Annotated in this window: 24 protein-coding genes; 7 read left to right on the forward strand and 17 right to left on the reverse strand. The window is 63.4% G+C overall.

The window, feature by feature from the left end:
- The 3 genes from EN949_RS19750 to EN949_RS19760 all read right to left on the reverse strand — a co-directional run.
- A partial coding sequence (locus EN949_RS19750; RefSeq protein ID WP_164782517.1) for a heme-binding protein occupies positions 1-400 on the reverse strand: 400 nt, incomplete at its 3' end.
- 164 nt (positions 401-564) lie between these two features.
- On the reverse strand, positions 565-798 hold the full coding sequence (locus EN949_RS19755) for a hypothetical protein (protein WP_013529228.1): 234 nt from the start codon (positions 796-798) through the stop codon (positions 565-567).
- A 76-nt stretch (positions 799-874) separates the two neighbouring features.
- Positions 875-1,396: a helix-turn-helix domain-containing protein gene (locus tag EN949_RS19760; protein WP_013529229.1), complete on the reverse strand. Its 522-nt coding sequence runs from the start codon at positions 1,394-1,396 to the stop codon at positions 875-877.
- Positions 1,397-1,494: 98 nt separating this feature from the next.
- Here EN949_RS19760 and EN949_RS19765 point away from each other — a divergent pair, with 98 nt between their 5' ends.
- A complete protein-coding gene (locus tag EN949_RS19765; RefSeq protein ID WP_063169164.1) occupies positions 1,495-2,331 on the forward strand; it encodes an alpha/beta hydrolase in 837 nt (278 codons plus the stop codon).
- A gap of 94 nt (positions 2,332-2,425) precedes the next feature.
- Positions 2,426-3,082: a glutathione S-transferase family protein gene (locus tag EN949_RS19770; protein ID WP_127366584.1), complete on the forward strand. Its 657-nt coding sequence runs from the start codon at positions 2,426-2,428 to the stop codon at positions 3,080-3,082.
- A 6-nt stretch (positions 3,083-3,088) separates the two neighbouring features.
- Here EN949_RS19770 and EN949_RS19775 read toward each other — a convergent pair whose 3' ends face one another.
- The 3 genes from EN949_RS19775 to EN949_RS19785 all read right to left on the reverse strand — a co-directional run bounded on the left by EN949_RS19775 (position 3,089) and on the right by EN949_RS19785 (position 4,915).
- A complete protein-coding gene (locus EN949_RS19775; RefSeq protein WP_013529232.1) occupies positions 3,089-3,352 on the reverse strand; it encodes a metalloregulator ArsR/SmtB family transcription factor in 264 nt (87 codons plus the stop codon).
- A gap of 32 nt (positions 3,353-3,384) precedes the next feature.
- Positions 3,385-4,632 (reverse strand): MFS transporter, encoded by a 1,248-nt coding sequence (locus EN949_RS19780; RefSeq protein WP_024502978.1) that lies wholly within the window; start codon positions 4,630-4,632, stop codon positions 3,385-3,387.
- 88 nt (positions 4,633-4,720) lie between these two features.
- On the reverse strand, positions 4,721-4,915 hold the full coding sequence (locus EN949_RS19785; protein ID WP_023810953.1) for a DUF1192 domain-containing protein: 195 nt from the start codon (positions 4,913-4,915) through the stop codon (positions 4,721-4,723).
- A 123-nt stretch (positions 4,916-5,038) separates the two neighbouring features.
- Between EN949_RS19785 and EN949_RS19790 the strand changes: the two genes are divergently transcribed.
- From EN949_RS19790 to EN949_RS19800, 3 genes are all read left to right on the forward strand, one after another.
- Positions 5,039-6,049, forward strand: coding sequence for an NAD(P)H-quinone oxidoreductase (locus EN949_RS19790; RefSeq protein ID WP_032808842.1), 1,011 nt, complete (start codon positions 5,039-5,041; stop codon positions 6,047-6,049).
- Between the two features lie 161 nt (positions 6,050-6,210).
- Positions 6,211-6,351, forward strand: a complete 141-nt coding sequence (locus EN949_RS19795; RefSeq protein WP_013529236.1) for a DUF1127 domain-containing protein — start codon at positions 6,211-6,213, stop codon at positions 6,349-6,351.
- A gap of 485 nt (positions 6,352-6,836) precedes the next feature.
- Positions 6,837-7,532 (forward strand): DUF1013 domain-containing protein, encoded by a 696-nt coding sequence (locus EN949_RS19800; RefSeq protein ID WP_013529237.1) that lies wholly within the window; start codon positions 6,837-6,839, stop codon positions 7,530-7,532.
- Between the two features lie 62 nt (positions 7,533-7,594).
- Here EN949_RS19800 and EN949_RS19805 read toward each other — a convergent pair whose 3' ends face one another.
- The 4 genes from EN949_RS19805 to EN949_RS19820 form a co-directional block, all read right to left on the reverse strand.
- Positions 7,595-8,314 (reverse strand): YafY family protein, encoded by a 720-nt coding sequence (locus EN949_RS19805; RefSeq protein ID WP_013529238.1) that lies wholly within the window; start codon positions 8,312-8,314, stop codon positions 7,595-7,597.
- Positions 8,315-8,439: 125 nt separating this feature from the next.
- Positions 8,440-8,847 (reverse strand): hypothetical protein, encoded by a 408-nt coding sequence (locus tag EN949_RS19810; protein ID WP_063169160.1) that lies wholly within the window; start codon positions 8,845-8,847, stop codon positions 8,440-8,442.
- Positions 8,848-8,922: 75 nt separating this feature from the next.
- Entirely contained in the window at positions 8,923-9,513 is a 591-nt protein-coding gene (locus EN949_RS19815) for a DJ-1/PfpI family protein (RefSeq protein ID WP_127367443.1), read from the reverse strand.
- 84 nt (positions 9,514-9,597) lie between these two features.
- A complete protein-coding gene (locus EN949_RS19820; RefSeq protein ID WP_013529241.1) occupies positions 9,598-9,765 on the reverse strand; it encodes a hypothetical protein in 168 nt (55 codons plus the stop codon).
- A 309-nt stretch (positions 9,766-10,074) separates the two neighbouring features.
- Here EN949_RS19820 and EN949_RS19825 point away from each other — a divergent pair, with 309 nt between their 5' ends.
- Both EN949_RS19825 and EN949_RS19830 read left to right on the forward strand, forming a co-directional pair.
- On the forward strand, positions 10,075-11,022 hold the full coding sequence (locus EN949_RS19825) for a ring-cleaving dioxygenase (protein ID WP_024502993.1): 948 nt from the start codon (positions 10,075-10,077) through the stop codon (positions 11,020-11,022).
- Positions 11,023-11,136: 114 nt separating this feature from the next.
- Positions 11,137-11,298 carry a hypothetical protein gene (locus EN949_RS19830; protein WP_023810961.1) on the forward strand — a complete coding sequence of 54 codons (162 nt, stop codon included), beginning with the start codon at positions 11,137-11,139 and terminating at the stop codon, positions 11,296-11,298.
- A 21-nt stretch (positions 11,299-11,319) separates the two neighbouring features.
- Here EN949_RS19830 and EN949_RS19835 read toward each other — a convergent pair whose 3' ends face one another.
- From EN949_RS19835 to EN949_RS19865, 7 genes are all read right to left on the reverse strand, one after another.
- Positions 11,320-12,033: an SGNH/GDSL hydrolase family protein gene (locus EN949_RS19835; RefSeq protein WP_063169158.1), complete on the reverse strand. Its 714-nt coding sequence runs from the start codon at positions 12,031-12,033 to the stop codon at positions 11,320-11,322.
- Between the two features lie 62 nt (positions 12,034-12,095).
- A complete protein-coding gene (locus tag EN949_RS19840) occupies positions 12,096-12,836 on the reverse strand; it encodes a thioredoxin family protein (protein ID WP_063169157.1) in 741 nt (246 codons plus the stop codon).
- 164 nt (positions 12,837-13,000) lie between these two features.
- Positions 13,001-14,026, reverse strand: coding sequence for a class I fructose-bisphosphate aldolase (locus tag EN949_RS19845; RefSeq protein ID WP_024502995.1), 1,026 nt, complete (start codon positions 14,024-14,026; stop codon positions 13,001-13,003).
- A 133-nt stretch (positions 14,027-14,159) separates the two neighbouring features.
- On the reverse strand, positions 14,160-15,356 hold the full coding sequence (locus tag EN949_RS19850) for a phosphoglycerate kinase (protein WP_013529247.1): 1,197 nt from the start codon (positions 15,354-15,356) through the stop codon (positions 14,160-14,162).
- Positions 15,357-15,501: 145 nt separating this feature from the next.
- The gene (locus EN949_RS19855; protein ID WP_013529248.1) at positions 15,502-17,391 is read right to left on the reverse strand and encodes a potassium/proton antiporter; all 1,890 of its coding nucleotides are present in this window, start codon (positions 17,389-17,391) and stop codon (positions 15,502-15,504) included.
- A gap of 218 nt (positions 17,392-17,609) precedes the next feature.
- The gene (gene gap, locus EN949_RS19860) at positions 17,610-18,620 is read right to left on the reverse strand and encodes a type I glyceraldehyde-3-phosphate dehydrogenase (RefSeq protein WP_063173206.1); all 1,011 of its coding nucleotides are present in this window, start codon (positions 18,618-18,620) and stop codon (positions 17,610-17,612) included.
- Positions 18,621-18,778: 158 nt separating this feature from the next.
- Positions 18,779-19,948, reverse strand: a 1,170-nt coding sequence (locus EN949_RS19865; RefSeq protein WP_281039786.1) for a transketolase C-terminal domain-containing protein, incomplete at its 5' end; no start/stop codon positions are given.

Below are 19,948 nucleotides of genomic sequence, written 5' to 3' on the forward strand. Positions count from 1 at the left end.
CGATGCCGGCGATTGCCGCGGCTTCGTCATTGTCCGACGTGTCGCCTGAAATGCCGACGGCGCCGATGATGGCACCGGCCTTGTCGCGGATCAGCACGCCGCCGACGACCGGCAGCACGCGCCCGCCCGAGACGTCCGAGATGCCGGCGACGAGATGCGGGCGCTCCTTGGCGAAGGCCTCGACTTTGCGCGAGCCCATGCCGATGGCGAGCGCACCATAGGCCTTGCCGGCCGACATTTGCGGACGCAGGAACGAGGCGCCGTCCTGGCGCTGGAAGGCGACCAGATGCCCGCCGGCGTCGAGCACCGAGACGCCGAGCGGCTTGAGCTTGAGATCGGAGCCCTTGGCAAAGGCGGTTTCGATGATTTGCCTGGCTTTTTCGAGCGGCAGTGCGGTCATGGCGGTCTCCTGTTTGAAACGCGTCGATCATCGATCGTCGGCGGGCGAGATAACATCCCCGTTCCGGTTGAAATTGCTTCGCGTGAAAAGGCAGGATGGAAAGCAGCCTTCGCCGGCTCATCCGGATAAGCGTTGCCGCTTGTATGGCTCCAGACGTGGCTGGGCTACTTCTTCTTGGCGCGGGCCGGTTTCTTGGCGGGTTCCGCCGGCGCGTTGGCGAGGTCTTCCGCTTCCTTGGCGAGACGCAGTGCCCGCAGCTTGTTGGTCTTGGCCTGGCGGGCATCGCTCTCGGCGGCGTATTCGGCCATCGCCTTCTGGCGGACGGTTGCCGCCTCTTCCTGCTTCTTGAAGCGCAGGTCGGCGCGTGCGCGGGCAGCATCCCGAGAGTTCTCAACCAAGACCTTATCCAATCCCGTGAATTGTGATTTCCGCTTCTTCTAGCAGAGCCGGCCCCAAAACGGGAAAATAAGTTGGTTACGCGGCCGGGCTGGCGGCGAGGGCCTTGCTGGCAACCACCGCCTCGTAGGCGGCCTGCAAGGTCGCGCGGACAGAAGGGCCAGACATTGTATCGAGCGGCATGCCGAGATGTTCGTGCCGCAACTCGTCCATGAATTTGTCCCACATAGGCTGTCCGCCCTTTTCCAGCAGTTCGGCGCGGATCGACAATTCGTCGCTGACCGGCAGCCAGACGCGGCCCCAGGCGCCGAGATGGGCCAGGATCGGAACCAGCGTGATCGCCATCTCGGTCAGGCTGTAAATCGCCTTCTGCTTGTGCGAGGGATCGTCGGCCTTGGTCAGCATGCCCAGCTCCATCAGGCGCTTCAGCCGGTCGGCGAGGATGTTGGAGGCGATGCCTTCCATCGATCCGTTGAGCAGCTCGCGAAAATGGCGCCTGCCGCCGAAGATCATGTCGCGAAGGATGATCAGGCTCCAGCGGTCGCCGAAGACTTCCAGCGACAGATTGATCGGGCACCCGGACCGGCGATCCATGCTCATGAGATTTTTCTCCAAAACCGGTTGCATTATCGTAGCAGTTTTATTATCGTGCAACCGATTGCAAAATGCAATCAGTTTTGCAGAGAGGAGACTGCGTGATGAGGACCACCGAACGCCCTGAGATTATATCCGAAGTCTTTGGCGATCCGGCGAACCCGCCGCTGTTGCTGATCATGGGAGCGATGGCCTCGATGCTGTGGTGGCCGGAGGCGTTCTGCCGGAAACTGGCCGGTGCCGGCCTGTTCGTGATCCGCTACGACAATCGCGATACCGGCCGTTCGACGAAATACAAGCCGGGAGAGCCGCCCTACACGTTCGATGATATGGCCGACGATGCAATGCATGTTCTGGACGACCACGGCATCGGCAAGGCGCATGTCGTCGGGATGTCGATGGGCGGCATGATCGCGCAGCTTGTGGCGTTGAAACATCCCTCGCGTGTCGTATCTCTGACTGTGATCAGCAGTTCGCCGGTGGGAATCGACACATCCGGCCTTCCCGGGACGACCGAAGCCTACATGGAACACTCGGCCGAGGGCGCCAAAGTCGATTGGTCGGACCGTGGTCAAGTGGTCGATTTCATCGTCAGGGATGCACGGGCGATCGCCAGCACCACGCATCCATTCGATGCGGCGGGGATACGGGCCTTTGTCGAGCAGGATTACGACCGCTCCGGCGGCTTCCTGAGCGCGACCAACCATTTCATGCTCAAGGGCGGCGCCGCCTGGAAGGGCCGCCTGCACGAGATCGCGGCGCCGCTGCTGGTCATTCACGGCACGGCGGATCCGATCTTTCCGGTCGAACACGGCGAGGCGCTGGCCGAGACGGTCACCGGCGCAAGACTCATTCGCATCGAAGGTGGCGGCCACGAGCTGCATCCGGACGACTGGGCCGAGATGTCCGCAGCGATCATCGCGCATGTCCAAGCCGGTTGAAGCAGCATAGGCTGGTTTGACGGACAAGGCTAACCGCAACAGGCGTGCCGCAGGGTAGCGGCCACCGACAATCCACGAAACAGACGAGCAAAAAATGTCCCTGACACTTCATTTCCATCCGCTGGCCTCCTTCTGCTGGAAGCCGTTGATCGCGCTGTACGAGAACGCCACGCCGTTCACGCCTGTCATCGTCGACCTTGGCGATGCTGAATCGCGCGCGGCCTTCCTGAAGATCTCGCCGGCCGGCAAGATGCCGGCGCTGCGCGACGATGCGCGTGGCCGTACGGTGCTGGAATCGAGCATCCTCGTCGAATATCTGGCCGCGCACTATCCGGGGCCGGTCGACCTCGTTCCCGCCGAGATCGACATGGCGTTGGCCGTCCGCCAAGCTGACCGTTTCTATGATTTCTATGTGCAGGAGCCGATGCAGAAGATTGTCGGCGACCGGTTGCGTCCCGGCGACAAGACCGACCCGTTCGGCGTCGAGCAGGCTCGCGACCGGTTGCGCAATTCCTACGCCATCATCGAACACGACATGCAGTCGAAGATCTGGGCGATGGGCGACAGCTTCACCATGGCCGATTGCGCAGCCTCCCCCGCGCTGTTCTATGCCAACAAGGTCGAGCCGTTGGGCGACAGGTACCCGGCTGTGAAGCGCTATCACGACCGCCTGCTGCAGCGCCCCGCCTTCGCTCGGGTGATCGGGGAGGCGCAGCCCTACTTCAAGTTCTTCCCCTACAACAACGGTTGATCGGGGTTAGGCTTCCCAGAACTGATCGAGCCAGATGTTGAGTTTGAGGAAGCCAGTGCCGCTCACCGTATAGACGCGCCTTGTTCCTTCCGGCTTGGCGTGGACCAGGCCGGCATCGAGCAGCACTTTCAGATGTTGCGACACGGCTGGGCGCGAGACCGGCAAGCCGGCGGCCAGTTCGGTGACGGTTTTCGGGCCGCGGCGAAGTTCTTCCAGAAGATGGCGCCGGTTGGGATCGGCAATCGCCATGAAGGCGTCGGAAAACATCATGCCTGTATTAGTGAGGCAAAGCCTTTCGAATCTCAACCGTCTGCTTCTGCTTTTCTTCTGGGATCAAGCCGCAATGCTTCCGGGGTGACCGAACGGTCGGCCGGCTGCGTCTTGAAGGCGTCACGATCCCCGATCGGCACCGGCGCGCGGCGGCTGATGCGCAGCAGCGTGTAGCCCGCCAGGCAGAGATGCGCGAAGGCGGTCGCCAGGAACAGACCTTCCGGGCGCATCCAGCCCATCAGGGCAGCCGCAAGCAAAGGTCCGATCATCGTGCCGAAGCCATAGAGCAGCAACAGCCCGCCAGATACCTTGACGAAATCCTCCGAGCGCGCGTGGTCGTTGGCATGCGCCACGGCGATGGAATAGAGCGTATAGGCGAAGGCGCCATAAGCGGCGGTGAAGACGATGACGAAGACGCCGGACCGTGGCTCGAACAGGAAGATCATGAGCGCGAAGAAGGCCCCGCCGAAAGCCGCCCCCGCCAGCACGAAGCGCCGGTCGGTCTTGTCGGACAGGCGCCCGGCCGGAAGCTGCATGGCGGCACCGGCAACGACCACAAGACTCATCATCAGAGCGATCTCGGCCGTGGAAATGCCGATGCGTGCACCATAGACCGCGCCAAGCGTGCCCCAGGCGCCGTTGGCGATGCCGATCAGCACGCAAGCGACCGCCGACACCGGCGAATTGGCATAAAGGCCCCTGACATCAAGTGAGACATCCTGCAGCGGCTTGGGGTGGGAGGCGGTCGAGACCGCCGTCGGAATGAGCGACAGGCAAAACAGGATGCCGGTGATCATGAACAGCGACGCGGACTTCACGTCGCCGCCGGCGACGATCATCTGCCCGCCCATGATCGAGGCATAAGTCACCATCATGTAGAGGCCGAAGACGGTGCCACGGTTCTCGTTGGTGGCCTTCTCGTTCAACCAGCTTTCGATGACCATGAAGGCGCCGGCCATGGTGAAGCCGGTGAAGGCGCGCAGCAGGATCCAGACATACTCGTCGATAATCAGCCCGGTGAGCAGCGCCACGATGGCGCCGGATGCGGCAAAGGCGCCAAAGGCGCGCACGTGGCCGGCGCGGCGCACGATGCGCGGTGCGAAGAAGCAGCCGGTGACGAAGCCGCCGGCCCAGGCCGTGCCCATCAGGCCGAGCGATGCGGTCGAGAAGCCTTCCAACTGACCGCGCAGGGGCAGAAGCAGCCCATGCAAACCAGATGCCGCGAGCAGGAAAGCGGTGCCGCGAAGCAGCGAGAGGATCGGTCGGTAGGTTGCGAACATTGGTTGATCCGGCTCAGGTTTGGCGGGGACGCTGCGTCTGAAGACAGTCGCATTCGGGCTTTTCGGCGGCGGGCTTACGCCCGAGCGCCTATCCGCGGCGGAACAGTGCTTCGGCCGCGGATTTGGTGGTGTCCTTGGCCTTGAGTTCGGCTTCCAGGCGGGCGATTTCGTCGCGCAGGATGCCGATCCGCTCAGTCAAGTCGCTGACGGAAAGCAATGACAGGTCCTGCCCGATCTCGTGCGGGCGCGCCTTCTTCTTGGGTTCGTCGTCGAAGATCGCCATCGTCGCTCCTCCTCCGCCAAGACCAGATTGGCCATTTGCCTGATTTGGCAATCAGCATACATAGGGCAGGGGCGTCGATGCAAACAGCCGGTCGGATAACGGCGAGGAAAGACGGGAAATCTCATGGCGAGCGGACAGAAAATTCCGGCAAGAATGACGGCCATCGCGATCTCGGAGCCAGGTGGCCCTCGGGTGCTGAAGCCGGAAACACGCGACGTGCCGCAGCCCGGCCCCGGCGAGATCCTGATCAAGGTGCATGCCGCCGGCGTCAACCGGCCCGACGTCCAGCAGCGCAAAGGCGCCTATCCGCCACCGCCCGGCGCATCCGACCTGCCGGGCCTCGAGGCCTCGGGTGAAGTGGCGGCCCTTGGCGACGACATATCACGCTGGCGCATTGGCGACCGCGTCTGTGCGCTGACGCCCGGCGGCGGCTATGCCGAATATGTCAAGGTCCATGCAGGGAGCGTGCTGCCGTTGCCCGCCGGCTTCACCCACACCGAAGCCGCGGCGGTGCCGGAGAATTACTTCACCGTCTGGCACAATGTGTTCGAGCGTGGCGGCCTCAAGAAAGGCGAGACGCTGCTCGTCCATGGCGGCTCGTCCGGCATCGGCACGACAGCAATCCAGCTTGCCTCCGCCTTCGGCGCCTATGTCATCACCACTGCCGGCAGCAAGGAGAAATGCGACGCCTGCCTGAAGCTCGGCGCCGACCGGGCGATCAATTATCGCGAGGCGGATTTCGTCGCCGCGGTGAAGGAGGCAACGGGTGGCAAAGGCGCCAATGTCATCCTCGACATGGTCGGCGGCGACTATGTGGCGCGCAACTACGAAGCCGCGGCGGTCGAAGGCCGCATCGTCCAGATCGCCGTTCAGGCCGGCGCTGTCGCAAGCGCGGACTTTTCGAAGATCATGGTCAAGCGGCTTACCCACACAGGTTCGACGCTGAGGCCGCGAACCGTCGAGTTCAAGGCGGCGATCGCGGCGGCGCTGGAAGCGCAGGTGTGGCCGCTGCTCGGCACGCGCAAGGTTGCCCCTGTGATGGACATGATCTTCCCGCTCAGCGAAGCCTGGCGGGCGCATGAGCGCATGGAAGAGGGTGAGCATATCGGCAAGATCGTGCTCGACATAGGCTGACAGCGCGCGAGGTCAGCGCCTCGCTGCCCACAAGATGAACAGAAGCTTAATGCTGCAATGCAGCATTTGCATCATTGCTATGCAAAATCAGCCATTCAAGTCCTCATCGATGACGCCTATTTGAGCACCATCGAAACGAACATCATTCTGGAGGGACTACCATGAACCCGATCCGCGCTTTCCGTAACTGGCGTATGTACACCGAGACCGTCCGCGAACTGAACCGTCTCAACGCACGTCAGCTCAGCGATCTCGGCATCAACCGCGCCGACATCGAAAAGATCGCCCGCAGGGCTATCTAAAGCCACGTCCTGGTCCGCTCCGGCGGGCCCAAGCCGTGGAAGCCAGAGCCGCACCAGACGAACTTTGTCGCGGTTCCGAGCCCGCTGGACCCAGTCCGGCGGGTTTTGTCGTTTTGGGCGGGAGATCAACGACCGTCCCAACCGATACCGGCCATCGAGCAGGGTTGACCTCGGTTTCCTGCATGGCATCTTGGCTCGGCGCTTTCACAAGGGCGAACCCTGATGGAAGCAGCGGCTCCGGCATGACAGGGGTGCCCCTATCTCAACCGATCTTTGCCAAGACCGGAACTCGCCAGCGAAGCCAGCTTGTCGTTCTGTTCAAGAGCGCGGAACGTTTTCGGTAAGTACCCACGGCTTCCGGTCTTTGCTCCAAAAACGTTGCGAAAGGACCCGAGAGCGGTTATACAGACCGCGAATTTCCCATTTTGGTGGCTCTAAACCACCGCCCGCGCGGGAACGCGGGCGAACGAGAAGGATTTGTAAAAATGGCCAATACGCTGCTGATGCCCAAGGCGACCGCCGTCTGGCTGGTCGACAATACCGCACTTTCCTTCGAGCAGATCGCGCAGTTCTGCGGACTGCATCCGCTCGAGGTCAAGGCAATCGCCGATGGCGAAGCGGCGCAAGGCATCAAGGGCATGGACCCGATCATGACCGGACAGCTGACCCGCGACGAGATCGCCCGTGCCGAGAAGGACCCGAACCAGCGCCTGAAGCTTTCGGACCCCAAGGTGCGGGTGCCCGAATCCAAGCGCAAGGGTCCGCGCTACACGCCGCTGTCGAAGCGCCAGGACCGGCCGAACGCGATTCTGTGGCTGGTGCGCAACCATCCCGAGCTCAAGGACGCGCAGATCTCGCGTCTCGTCGGCACCACCAAGTCGACGATCGAGCAGATCCGCGAGCGCAAGCACTGGAACTCAGCCAATCTGCAGCCGATGGACCCGGTGACGCTGGGTCTCGCCTCGCAGATCGACCTCGACATGGAAGTCAACCGCGCCTCGCGCGGCCGCGAACAGGCGCAGCCGGTCGGCGACACGCTGCTGCCGGCGGCCCTGACTGAGCGGCTGGTGCCGGCTCCCGAGAAGCCGAAGGACGAGGACGCCGAACTCGACGCCAACGCCGTGTTCGCCAAGCTCTCGGCCTTGAAGTCGAAGAACACGGACAATGACGACGACGAGTGAGGTTGTCTGATATCCAAGAAAAAGCCCGCTTCGAGCGGGCTTTTTTCTAACTGCGTCGGGTCTCAGCTTCGCGCGGCGCGGTCCGGCGCCATGCCATAGTCCTCGCTGCGCTCCACTGCGCGGTAGAAGTCGGCAAGCTGCTTGCCGCGCTCCGGCTTGAAGATGCGGCCGGCGATGACCACCGAGGCGATGCGATCGATGCGGAAGGCGCGGAAATCGTCGCGCATCTCGCACCAGGCGACCAGCGTCCACACCTTGCCCCAGAACCACAGGCCGAGCGGGCGGATATCGCGGGCGGTGCCGCGGCCGGCCTCGTCGGAATAGTCGATGGTCAGCACCTGGCGCTTTTCGACCGCGCGCTCGATCAGGTCGATCGCCTCGCGGGCGGCGTCGCTGACCACCCACATCGGTGTGTGGATCTCGGTGCGGGCGATGCGGTCTTTCTCCGCATCGGGCAATACGGCGCCGATCTTGACCAGCGCTTCGTCGGCGGCCCGCGCCATGGCGGCACCGCCAAAGGCACGCACCATGCGGGCGCCGGCGACCAGCGCGACGATCTCGTCACGCGTGAACATCAGCGGCGGAAGGTCGAAACCCTCCCTCATCATGTAGCCAACGCCGGCCTCGCCGTCGATCGGCACTCCGGTCGACTGCAAATCGGCAATGTCGCGATAGATGGTTCGCTCGGAAACTTCGAGCCATGTGCCGAGCTTCTGGGCGGTGACCAATCGGCCACCGCGCAGATGCTGCACGATCTGGAAGAGCCTGTCGGCGCGGCGCATCGTATGGTCCCTCGGCGTTGTCTCTATGCATGCCGCCCGAAACCGGTCCACCTCTGGGTGGCATGCATCGTGTTTTCGCGCATGCCGTTATCCCAAAACCGCAGAACACTTTTGGGCGGCATGCCTCATGGTTTCAGCCCTTCGCGCTTGCGCTGCGCGGCGACGAACTCCGCGCCGAAGGACAATTTCTTCGTCGTCGGCGTTTTCGCATCGAGCACGCGCCAGAACGGTGCCACGTCACTCGGTGTCATGCCGCGCTGGAGGTCCTCGTTGGCGGCTTCGGCAACAGTGCGCAGATGATAGCCTATGGTGACCGGGCATGTCACTTCGGCGCCATGCTCGACGGCAAGTGCTGTACGCAGCGCACGCACATCCATCTCGACGCCTTCGGGAATCGAGCGGATGAAATCATCGACCTGGCGCGCTGTCGGCACCAGCATAGGCTGGCCTTCGACGACATCGGCCATCGTGCGCGGCGTCGGCTTGACGCCGTTGATGCCTGGTGTGCTCAGTCTGTCGTTCCAACTCTTCATCGATCGTCCTTTCGACCGCCGATGCACGGGTGCCCGAAGCTGGCACCATTGCACGGCCCTCCTGACAGCATACTGTCAGGAGGCTTCAGCATACTCCTTGGCAAACAGCGTCCGCATCCGAGCGAGATCGCTGCCTCTTTCGGGGTAGAGCGTCTTCAGAAAGGCGAGCGCGAATGTGCCCGGCGCCGAGCCTGGCGCGGAAACAATTTTGCCGTCGGCCATGGCATGCGGCACATCCTGATAGAGGTTGTCGCCGGCATAGCCGGCCTCATGACCATTGATCCAGTCGCGGCCATTGCTCGTATGCCTGGCCTTCTCGAACAGGCCGGCGCGGGCTAGCGCCAGCGTGCCGGCGCAGATGCCGCCGACCACGCCGCCGCGCGATGCAACAGCATTGAGCAGATCGGCAACATCGGGCGGTGCCTTGCCGGCCCATTCATCGGAGCCGATCACGGCGATGGCGTCGAGATCATCATTCTCATCCGCCCCGGCCGATCGATCGGGCGTCAGCCGAAAGCCGCTGATCCCGGTCACTGGGTTGCCATCAGGCGTCAGCGACACGGCACGGGCACCGAACCATTCGACCGCCGAGGCGGCCAGCAGCCCATACTCCCAGTCGGCAAAACCTTCGATGAAAAGGAAACCGATCGTCTTCTGTTCGGGCACAAGCTCGCTCCCATCCTCACGCACCGGACCTGTTATCTGGGCGTTGACGCGCCCACATCCAATCGCCGGATCGAAAAATTGGCTTCAATTGCCGCGAGGGCCACGGTCCGCATACATGTCCGGCCAGCCGATATCCTTGCGAATATCCGCCGGCAGCGAGTTCATGAACCGCTGGGTGCGGATCTCGTTGCGCATCGTGCGGATCTTGCCGACATAGTGCTGCATGCCGCGCAGAATGGTGTAACCGTTCATGGCCAGTCTCCTCTCTCTGTATGGAGGTACTATCGCATACCCCTCCTGACAGCAGTCTGTCAGGAGGATGTCAGGCGCGAGACGATAGTTGCGGCCGGTGCGCGCGCCGCAGGCAAGGCATCGCTTTTCGCCGCATCGAACGGTGCCGAAGGCAGGTTCGCGACTTCCGATTGTTCATAGCGACAACGTGCTCTGGGCGCCGCTGTTCAGTTTCCGGCGACGGACTGTCGGAATACGAGGCCTTCAGCGGGGTGACCGCAGTTCTGATATGGAGGGAGAAAATTGTTCCCCAACAGCAGGGAGACGACGATGAGCTTGCAACTGACAGGTATCCACCATCTGACCGCCATCACCGCCAATGCGCCTGGCAATCTTCATTTTTACACGAAGGTGCTGGGTCTGCGGCTGGTCAAGAAGACCGTAAACCAGGACGACACCTCGGCCTACCACCTCTTCTATGCCGACGGCGAAGCGACACCGGGCACCGACCTTACCTTCTTCGACTGGCCGGTCGGCCGCGAGCGGCGCGGCACGCACAGCATCGTGCGGACCAGCCTCAGGGTCGGCAGTCAGGAGAGCCTTGCCTGGTGGAAGCAACACTTGACCGACGAAGGCCTGGCAACGGGAGAGATCGGCGACATCGGCGGTTATGCGTCACTGGACTTCGAAGATCCCGAGGGCCAGCGTCTGCGCCTGGTCAGCGATGGCGGCAAGGGCGGCAGCCATCCCTGGGCGCAAAGCCCGGTACCGGCCGAGCACCAGATCCGCGGGCTCGGGCCGATCGTCATCAGCGTTCCCGACATCACCAACACCGAGGCGGTGGTGACCACGGTGATGAACATGCGCAAGGCGCGCGACTATGCCTCGCCGGAGGGCCAGGTTCACGTCTTCGAAATGGGCGAGGGCGGGCCGGCGGCGGAGCTGCATGTCCTGGTGCAGCCGGGACTGGCGCCGGCACGGCAAGGTGCCGGTGCGGTTCACCATGTTGCCTTCAGGGCGCCGGACCAGGAAACGCTGCATCAATGGACGGCGCGGCTGGCCGAGTTCCGGCTGCCGTCGAGCGGCGAGGTCGAGCGCTATTATTTCCGTTCGCTCTACTTCCGCGAGCCGAACGGCATCCTGTTCGAGATCGCAACCGACGGTCCGGGGTTCACCGCCGACGAGCCGCTGGAAACGCTGGGGGAAAGCCTCGCCCTGCCGCCATTCCTCGAACCGAAGCGCGCTTCGATCGAGGCTGGCCTCAAGCCGCTGAAGTAGATCGTTTGCCGGTCAAAGGGCGCCGCGTTCCGGTTCGGGATCTCGGCGTCCGTTCTTTCTCAGGCAATGAACGACGTGCTTTGACAGCCGGGCGCGTTGCTGGTCAAAGGCGGCATGACGAAATTCCTCGCCCTTGTCATCGTCGGTTTCATGGTCATTCAACTGATCAAGCCGCTTGGCTGGCCAGGCCTCAAGCGACGCGGTGATTTCTGGAAGCTGGCACTGCTCGCCATGGCCGCGATTTCACTGGCGGCCGTGCTCGGGCATTTGACGTAGGACGGCACTTGTCGTCGCTGCTCAATGGCCAAGCACCGGGCCGACCAGATGCTCGGCCCAGGCCCGGTAGCCTGCTTCCGAGGCGTGAAAGCCGTCCGAGGCAAAGCCGGCTTCCGGATTGGTGATCGGCAGGCGCGGCGCCGGCACCGCGCCGCGCTCCAGGCAAAGGCGTTCGCCCATCCGGTTCATGTCGGTGGCGCGGATCTCAAGGATCTTTCCGAGCAGCGGCGGCATGGCTGGCGCCCGCGTGAACTCCAGCACCGGCGACCACACCACGCGCGCTTCCGGCCATTTGGCGCGCAGGCCGTAGAGCAGGCCACCGAACTCCTTCTTGAAGCGCGGCACGGAGTGGAAATTCTTGGTGTCGTTGGTGCCGATGGCCAGCACGATATGCGTCCACGGATCGGCCGACAGATTGGGCAGCACATGGTCGCGGATCTGGCCGGACGTTGCCGAATTGAAGCCGGCCGCCCGCCAGCGCACGGCGCGGCCGGTGCTTTGTGAAATCAGCACGGCGAGTTGCGCGGCAAGCCCGTCTTCCGAATTGCCGATGCCGACCGAAGCGGCGGAGGAATCGCCCAGCACCAGAAGCGAGATTGCCGGTGCTGCGCCTGATATTTCGTGCATGACCGGCCCTTGCGCCGGCAGCATGCGCGTGGTGCGGCGTCGCACGCCGAGGCCTTGCCAGATATAGACCGGGAAGGCGAGCCAGGAGAGTAGGGCCGGGAAGCGCATGGCAGTACCGTTAAACGATCAGCGGCAGCCTTAGCGCATGTTTTGGCCGACGGGAACGATCTTCAATCGCAGCAACTCGCCTGCCCCGCCTGCTTGCCCTGATATTCGTCGTGCAGCCGCACCCAATCCATCAGGCCGTGATAGGGGCCGTTCTCGTTGCGGCCCTTCGGCGTCATGTCGAGATAGTCGTAGGCGCCGATCTGCGCCTCGCCGCCGCGGGCGCGCGACATGAAGGTGAGGAAGATGTCGCCGGTCTCGTCCCTGTAGAAGACGCTGGTGCCGGGAAGCTCCTTCGATGTCCGTGGACGGGTCTCGAAATTGTAGGTGGTGCAGCCGGCGGCGATCTGCTTGTCGGTGAAGGAGACCTGCATGTCGAAGTTGAAATCCGAGACATAGGACGACACCCAGTCGAACTTCCAGCCCATGCGCTGCTTGTAAGGCAGAAGTTCCGCCAGGGGAGCGCGCGAAACCACGACCAGCGACACGTCGTGATGCCGTAGATGCTGATTGGCGCCGTCGATATGGTCGGCAAGGAATGAGCAGCCCTCGCAATGATGGGTGCAGCCCGGCCCGAACATGAAGTGATAGACGATCAGCTGGCTGTTAGTGCCAAACAGGTCGGTCAGTCTGTTTGGCCCTTGTTCGGTCTCGAAGACATAGTCTTTCCTGATCTTCAGCCAGGGCAGTTCACGCCGTTCCGCGGCGATCCGCTCGCGAAACCGCGTCAGTTCCTTCTCGCGCGCCAGATGTGCCTTGTGCGCCTGGAACCAGTCTTCGCGCGAAACGATCTTGTTGCGATGCATGAACCTCTCCCTGAATGTCATCCCAAGGACGTTGGGGATGGGCGCAACCCGACATCGCCGGAGAGGAAATAAGGACGGAGAGGCTCCGCCCCAAGCCCTGCAAGTCACAAACAAAAAACCCGGGCGCATCGGCCCGGGTTCGAAGGAGGAAGAAAGGACTGTGATCAGGCGGCCTGTTCCAGGCTCGCCTTCCATTTTCCGAGCGCTGCCAGATGGTTCATGTGGGCGCGATGGGTGAAGGCGGCCTGGCCGGCGGCAACGTTCGAGGCTTTGCCGCTCCAGGCTTTCTGTGGCGCGGCCTGCAGCGCGCGACCATAGGAGAAGGTCAGCTTCCACGGGTGCGGCCCGATGGCGTTGATGGCGTTGAGATTGGCGGTCGCCTCTTCGTCTTCCTGGCCGCCGGAAAGGAAGGCGATGCCCGGCACCGCTGCCGGCACTGTCTCGCGGAACAGTTTTATGGTCTTTTCGGCGACTTCTTCGGGGCTGCTCACCTTGCCCGATTTCCTGCCGGCCAGCACCATGTTGGGCTTCAGGATGGTGCCTTCCAGCACGACGCGCGCCGCATGGAGCTCGTCATAGAGCTTGATCAGCGTTGCCTTCGAAATGTCGTAACAAGTGTCGATGTCGTGGGCGCCGTCCATCAGCACCTCCGGTTCGACGATCGGCACGATGCCGGCTTCCTGGCAGAGGGCGGCATAGCGGGCGAGCGCATGAGCATTGGAGCCGATCGAGGTCGCCGAAGGGACGCCCTTGGCGATATCGATGTCGATTACCGCGCGCCATTTGGCGAAGCGGGCGCCGAGCTTGTAGTAGTCGGCAAGCCGTTCGCGCAGGCCATCGAGGCCTTCGGTGACGGTGTCGCCGGGAAACCTGGCCAGCGGCTTGGCGCCGGCATCGACCTTGATGCCGGGGATGGCGCCGGCCGCCTTGATGATGTCGACCAGCGGCGTGCCGTCGGCGGCCTTCTGGCGGATCGTCTCGTCATAGAGGATGACGCCGGAGATGTAGCGGGTCATCGCCTCCCTGGTGCGGAACATCATCTCGCGGTAATCGCGGCGGCTGTCGGCGGTCGATTCGACGCCGATGACGTCGAAGCGCTTCTTGATGGTGCCGGAACTTTCGTCGGCGGCCAGCAGGCCCTTGCCATCGGCGACGATCGCAGCGGCAATGTCTTCGAGACGTTCGCTCATTGTTGCTTCTCCTGAAACGGTTGTTCCGCGCTTAACGGAAGTCTACCGCCAAAGGAATGGCATCGGAAAGCTCGAATCGATTGAAGCCTCGGGCGGCCTTGTTCGCTCTCCGAGTGTTGATCGCCTCGGAGCCTCAGCGCTTCAACACATCGACGCCGGGCAGCGGCTTGCCTTCCATCCACTCCAGGAAGGCGCCGCCTGCGGTCGAGACATAGGTGAAGTCGTCGGCGACGCCGGCGTGGTTGAGCGCCGCGACCGTATCGCCACCGCCTGCGACCGAGACCAGCTTGCCTTCCTTGGTGCGCGACGCCGCATGCTTGGCCGCCGCCACCGTCGCATGGTCGAAGGGCGCGATCTCGAAGGCGCCGAGCGGGCCGTTCCAGACCAGTGTCGCGGCGCGGTCGATCCATTCGCCGATGGTCGTCACGGTTTTGGCGCCGACATCGAGGATCATCCCGTCGGCCGGCACATCGGAGATGGCGACGGTCTCGCAGGCCGCGCCCGCCTTGAACTCCCTGGCGACGACGCCGTCGACCGGCAGGATGATGGCGCAGCCGGCCTCGGCCGCCTCGATCATGATCTGCTTGGCGGTTGAGGCGAGATCATGCTCGCACAGCGATTTGCCGACATCGGTGCCGCGCGCGGCGAGGAAGGTGTTGGCCATGCCGCCGCCGATGACCAGCGCGTCGACCTTCTTCACCAAGTTCATCAACAGATCGATCTTGGTCGAGACCTTGGCGCCGCCGACAATGGCGACGACCGGACGAACCGGTTTTCCCAAGCCCTTCTCCAGCGCCTCAAGCTCGGCTTGCATGGTGCGGCCGGCAAAAGCCGGCAACAGATGCGCCAGCCCCTCGGTCGAAGAATGCGCGCGGTGCGCGGCCGAGAAGGCGTCGTTGACGAAGATATCGCCATTGGCGGCGAGTTTTTCGGTGAAGGCCGGGTCATTCTTTTCTTCGGCCTTGTAGAAGCGAGTGTTTTCGAGCAGCAGCACGTCGCCCTTGTTCATGGCGGCGACAGCGCTTCCGGCCGTGTCGCCGACGCAATCCGAGGCGAAACCGACGGGGCGGCCGAGCACTTCTGCCGTGGCTTTGGCGATCGGCTCCAGCGAGAATTCGGGCGAAGGCCCATCCTTGGGTCGGCCGAAATGGGCGAGCAGGATGACCTTGGCGCCCTTGGCCGATAGCTCGGCGATGGTCGGTGCGATGCGTTCGATGCGGGTGGCGTCGGTGACTTTGCCCTCAGTGACAGGCACGTTGAGGTCGACGCGCACCAGCACGCGCTTGCCGCTGATGTTGCCGATATCGTCGAGTGTCTTGAAGGCGGCCATGCGGGTTCCTTTCGCGAAAAACCGGGGGACCATACCCCGCATCGGCGACGATGCAAGGCTTAGGGCGCGCTCGAACCGAAATTTTGAAGTGGGCACGATCTTGCACTGGCGGGCGGATGAATGGCTCCGCTCAATAGCGGGTTTGTCAGCTTTCGGTTGCTGCCTTTTCCGGCGCTGGCTCTGGGGCCGGTTTCTCGTCCGCCCGCGCCTCGTCCGCCTGCGCCTCGGTCGGCTTGCGCCAATTGCGGATGAAGGCGGAAAGACGGTCGCCGATTTCTCCGGCGCTGAGGAAGACCGGCACCCGCGCCACCGGCGCGGTCGGCTCGAACGACAGGCCGAGGCCTATGATCTTCCCCTTGTCGTCGACGTCGCGGACGATCAGTTCTATCGGGCCGAGCAGCACGCGGTCGGCATATTCGGCATGGCCGCCGAGCCGCGCCGTGACCAGCGCGCCAACGGTGAGCTTTTGCTCCGCTTCGGTCAGGCCCGGCGTATAGGCTGCTTCCAGTTCGGCGGCGGGGCGCGCTGGATCGACGGCGAAGGCGCCGAAGAAATCGGCATCTTCGGGATCGACCACGGCACGGCTGGCGAACAGCTTGTCGAGCAGGCGCGGATAGCGATCCGGGACGAAAATGTAGACCTGGTCGCCGGCGGCGAGCCGGCCCATGTCCTGGAAGCGCATCGAACGGCCGTCACGCAGCACCAGCGAGGGTCGCGCCCAGCGTGGGATGCGCTCGCCGCGCGCCACCGGGCTGCCGGGTGCGACGCGATAGGCGAGAAGCTCGTGATGGGCCGAACCCGGCAATTCCAGCTCGACCTTGTCCAGCGGTCCGAGCCGCGCCGGCACGATCAAACCGAGGCGGCGCGCCAGCGGTCCGACCGTCCAGCCCTGGATGACCAGCGACACCAGCACGATGATGAAGGCGGTGTTGAAGATGACACGGCCATTTTCCAGCCCGCCGAGCAGCGGGGTGATGGCAAGCAGGATCGACACCGCGCCGCGCAGGCCGACCCACGAGACAAAGGCGACTTCGGGGCGCGGCATGCGGAACGGGATCAGGCAGAGCCAGACTGCGACCGGCCGCGCCACGAACATCAGGAACAGGCCGAGCAGCACCGCCGGCACCATGATCGCCGGGAATTGCGAGGGCGTCGCGAACAGGCCGAGGATGAGGAACATGATGATCTGTGCCAGCCATGACATACCGTCCTGGAAGCGCTTGAGGATGGTGACGGCGCGGATATCGGAATTGCCCGAGATGAGGCCGGCGATATAGACCGCCAGGAAGCCAGAGCCGCCAATGGCGCCGGCGGCGGCAAAGACCATCAACGACAAGGTCAGCACGAAGATCGGCAGCAGGCCATGGTCGAGATTGAGCCGGTCGACGAGACGCACGATGGCGAGGCCGCCGAGCACGCCGACGACAGCGCCAAGGCCCATGTTGAGGAGGAAGCCGAGGAAAAGGCTGGTGACCAGGACGTTGGTCTCGGGGTTGGCATGAGCGGCGATGATCTCGACCAGCGTGATGGTCAGGAAGATGGCGATGGGGTCATTGGTGCCGGATTCCACCTCGAGCGTCGAGCGCACGCGTTCGCGCAGATTGATCTCGCCGGCACGCAGCAGGAAGAACACGGCGGCCGCATCGGTGGAGGCGACTGCGGCGCCGAGCAGGAAGGATTCCAGCCAGGTGAGGTCGAGCAGATAGTGGGCGGCGGCGCCGAACAGGCCGGTGGTCAGAATTACGCCGAAGGTCGCCAGCGACAACGCCGGGCCGGCTGCCTGCCGCAAGGCGTTGAGCGGCGTGCCGAAGCCGGAATCGAACAGGATGACGGCCAGCGCCAGTGAGCCGGCAAAATAGGCGATGCGGGCATTGTCGAACTGGATGCCGAGACCGTCGGTGCCGGTGGCGAGGCCAATGCAGAGGAACAGGAGCAGAAGAGGGGCGCCGAAGCGGAAGGCGATCAGGCTCGAAAACGCGGCGGCGACGACAAGCGCTGTGCCGACCAGCGTGACGAGATAGATCGCATGCTCCATCCTGAAATCAGCCCCTCAAATTCGTCTGTCTCCTGCTTTGCGAGAGAGTGGGGCGAAGACGTGACCAGTGCAAGGCGGCAGGGTGGCTTTTTGGCCTATGCCGCTGATTTTCGGATGTTTTGGCGCCCAGGACACGATTCGGGAAGGCGCAAGCTGCGCTCATGAAAAACGCCCGGGCAAAGCCGGGCGTTCCAAGTCTCGAAAAGAGGGCTTTGTGATCAGGCGATGGTCTTGCCGAAGGCGACCGATGTGTCGCCCATGCGGTTGGAGAAACCCCATTCATTGTCGTACCAGGAGAGCACCGATACGAAATTGCCGTCCATCACCTTGGTCTGGTCGAGCGCCATGATCGAGGAGCGCGGATCGTGGTTGAAGTCGATCGACACGTTCGGGTGATGAGTGACGCCGAGAATGCCCTTGAGCTTGCCGTTGGAGGCGGCGATCACCGCTTCGTTGATCTCCTGCACCGTGGTCGACCGCTTGGCGATGAACTTGAAATCGACGACCGAGACGTTCGGGGTCGGCACGCGGATCGAGATGCCGTCGAGCTTGCCCTTGAGGTCGGGCAGCACCAAGCCGATCGCCTTGGCGGCACCGGTCGAGGTCGGGATCTGCGACAGCGCCGCGGCGCGGGCGCGGTAGAGATCCTTGTGCATGGTGTCCAGCGTCGGCTGGTCGCCGGTGTAGGAGTGGATCGTCGTCATCATGCCTTTTTCGATGCCGACCGTTTCGTGCAGCACGGCTGCCAGCGGCGCCAGGCAGTTGGTGGTGCACGAGGCATTCGAGATGACGATATGATCCTTGGTCAACTGGTCGTGGTTGATGCCGTAGACCACGGTGAGGTCGGCGCCTTCGGCAGGGGCCGAAACGACGACGCGCTTGGCGCCAGCGGTCAGGTGTGCCGCTGCCTTGTCGCGGGCGGTGAAGATGCCGGTGCATTCGAGCGCGATGTCGATGCCGAGTTCCTTCCACGGCAACTGCGTCGGATCCTTGATCGCGGTGACCTTGAACGTCTCCTTGCCGACGGTGATCTGGTCGCCGGATACCGAGACTTCATGCGGGAAGCGGCCGTGCACGCTGTCATAGCGCAAGAGGTGCGCATTGGTCTCGACTGGGCCGAGGTCGTTGACGGCGACGACGTCGATGTCCTTGCGGCCGGATTCATGGATAGCGCGCAGGATGTTGCGGCCGATGCGGCCAAATCCGTTGATGGCAACTCTGACGGTCATAATTCTCTCCCTGGGAGTTGGAGGGCGGACGAGGGGTCTGCAGTTTCATAGCGGCGGAAGCAGAAAGAATCCAGCCGCACTGGCGTGGATTTAAATCGATTAAGTTGAGCCAGCCCGGCGAAGCCGTTTTCGCGGTTTCGCCGAACTGGCCCAGAATCTTACTTGGCGTGCAGGCGGGCTTCCGCCGCCTTGGCCGCGGCCTCGGCGGTAATGCCGAAATGCGGATAGAGTTGCTCGATCGTGCCCGACGCGCCGAAGCCGGTCATGCCGACGAAGATGCCGTCTGAGCCGATCAGATGATCCCATCCCTGGCGGATGCCGGCTTCGATCGCCATCTTGATCGGCGCATTGCCGATCGTCTTCTTGCGGTAGTCGTCGCTCTGCTGGTCGAACAGTTCGAAGCAGGGAACCGAGACGACGCGGGTCGGATGGCCGTGCTTTTCCAACAGCTCGCGCGCGCCAAGTGCGATCTCGACCTCGGAGCCGGTGGCGAAGATCGTTATCGCCGCCTCGCCGCTGGCGGCGGCCAGCTCATAGGCTCCCTGGCTGCTGAGGTTCTTGGCCGTGAATTCGGTGCGCACCGTCGGCAGGTTCTGGCGGGTCAGCGCCAAGGTCGACGGCGTCTTTTCCGACTCCAGGGCGATCTGCCAGCATTCCGCGGTTTCGACCGCGTCGGCCGGGCGGAAGACATTGTGGTTGGGGATCGCGCGCAATGCCGCCAGATGCTCGACCGGCTGGTGGGTCGGGCCGTCTTCGCCCAGACCGATGGAATCATGGGTCATGACGAAGATCGAGCGGATGCCCATCAGCGAAGCCAGACGCATTGACGGGCGGGCATAGTCGGAGAAGCACAGGAAGGTACCGCCATAGGCGATGAGGCCGCCATGCAGCGTCAAGCCATTGATGGCGGCCGCCATGCCATGTTCGCGAATGCCGTAGTGGACATAACGCTGGCCGTAATCGTCGGGCGTAATGTTCTTGGTCTGGCTGGTCTTGGTGTTGTTGGAGCCGGTCAGGTCGGCGGAGCCGCTTATGGTTTCCGGCACGGCGCCGTTGATGACCTCCAGCGCCATTTCCGAGGATTTGCGGGTGGCGACCTTCGGCTTGTCGGCCGACAGCTTCTTCTTGTAGTCGGCGATGACGGCGTCGAAATTCGACGGCAGCTTGCCGGCGAGGCGGCGTTCGAACTCGGCCTTCAACTTGGGCTCGGCCTTGGCCAGACGTCCCTCCCAGTCGGTTCGCGGCTTGGCGCCGGTTTTACCGGCGGCGCGCCATGCGTCAAGGATGTCGGCCGGAATCTCGAAGGGCGGCGAGTCCCAGTTGAAGAA

It is taken from the genome of Mesorhizobium sp. M7A.F.Ca.US.007.01.2.1 (genome assembly GCF_003998165.1).
Classification (GTDB): Bacteria; Pseudomonadota; Alphaproteobacteria; order Rhizobiales; family Rhizobiaceae; genus Mesorhizobium; species Mesorhizobium ciceri.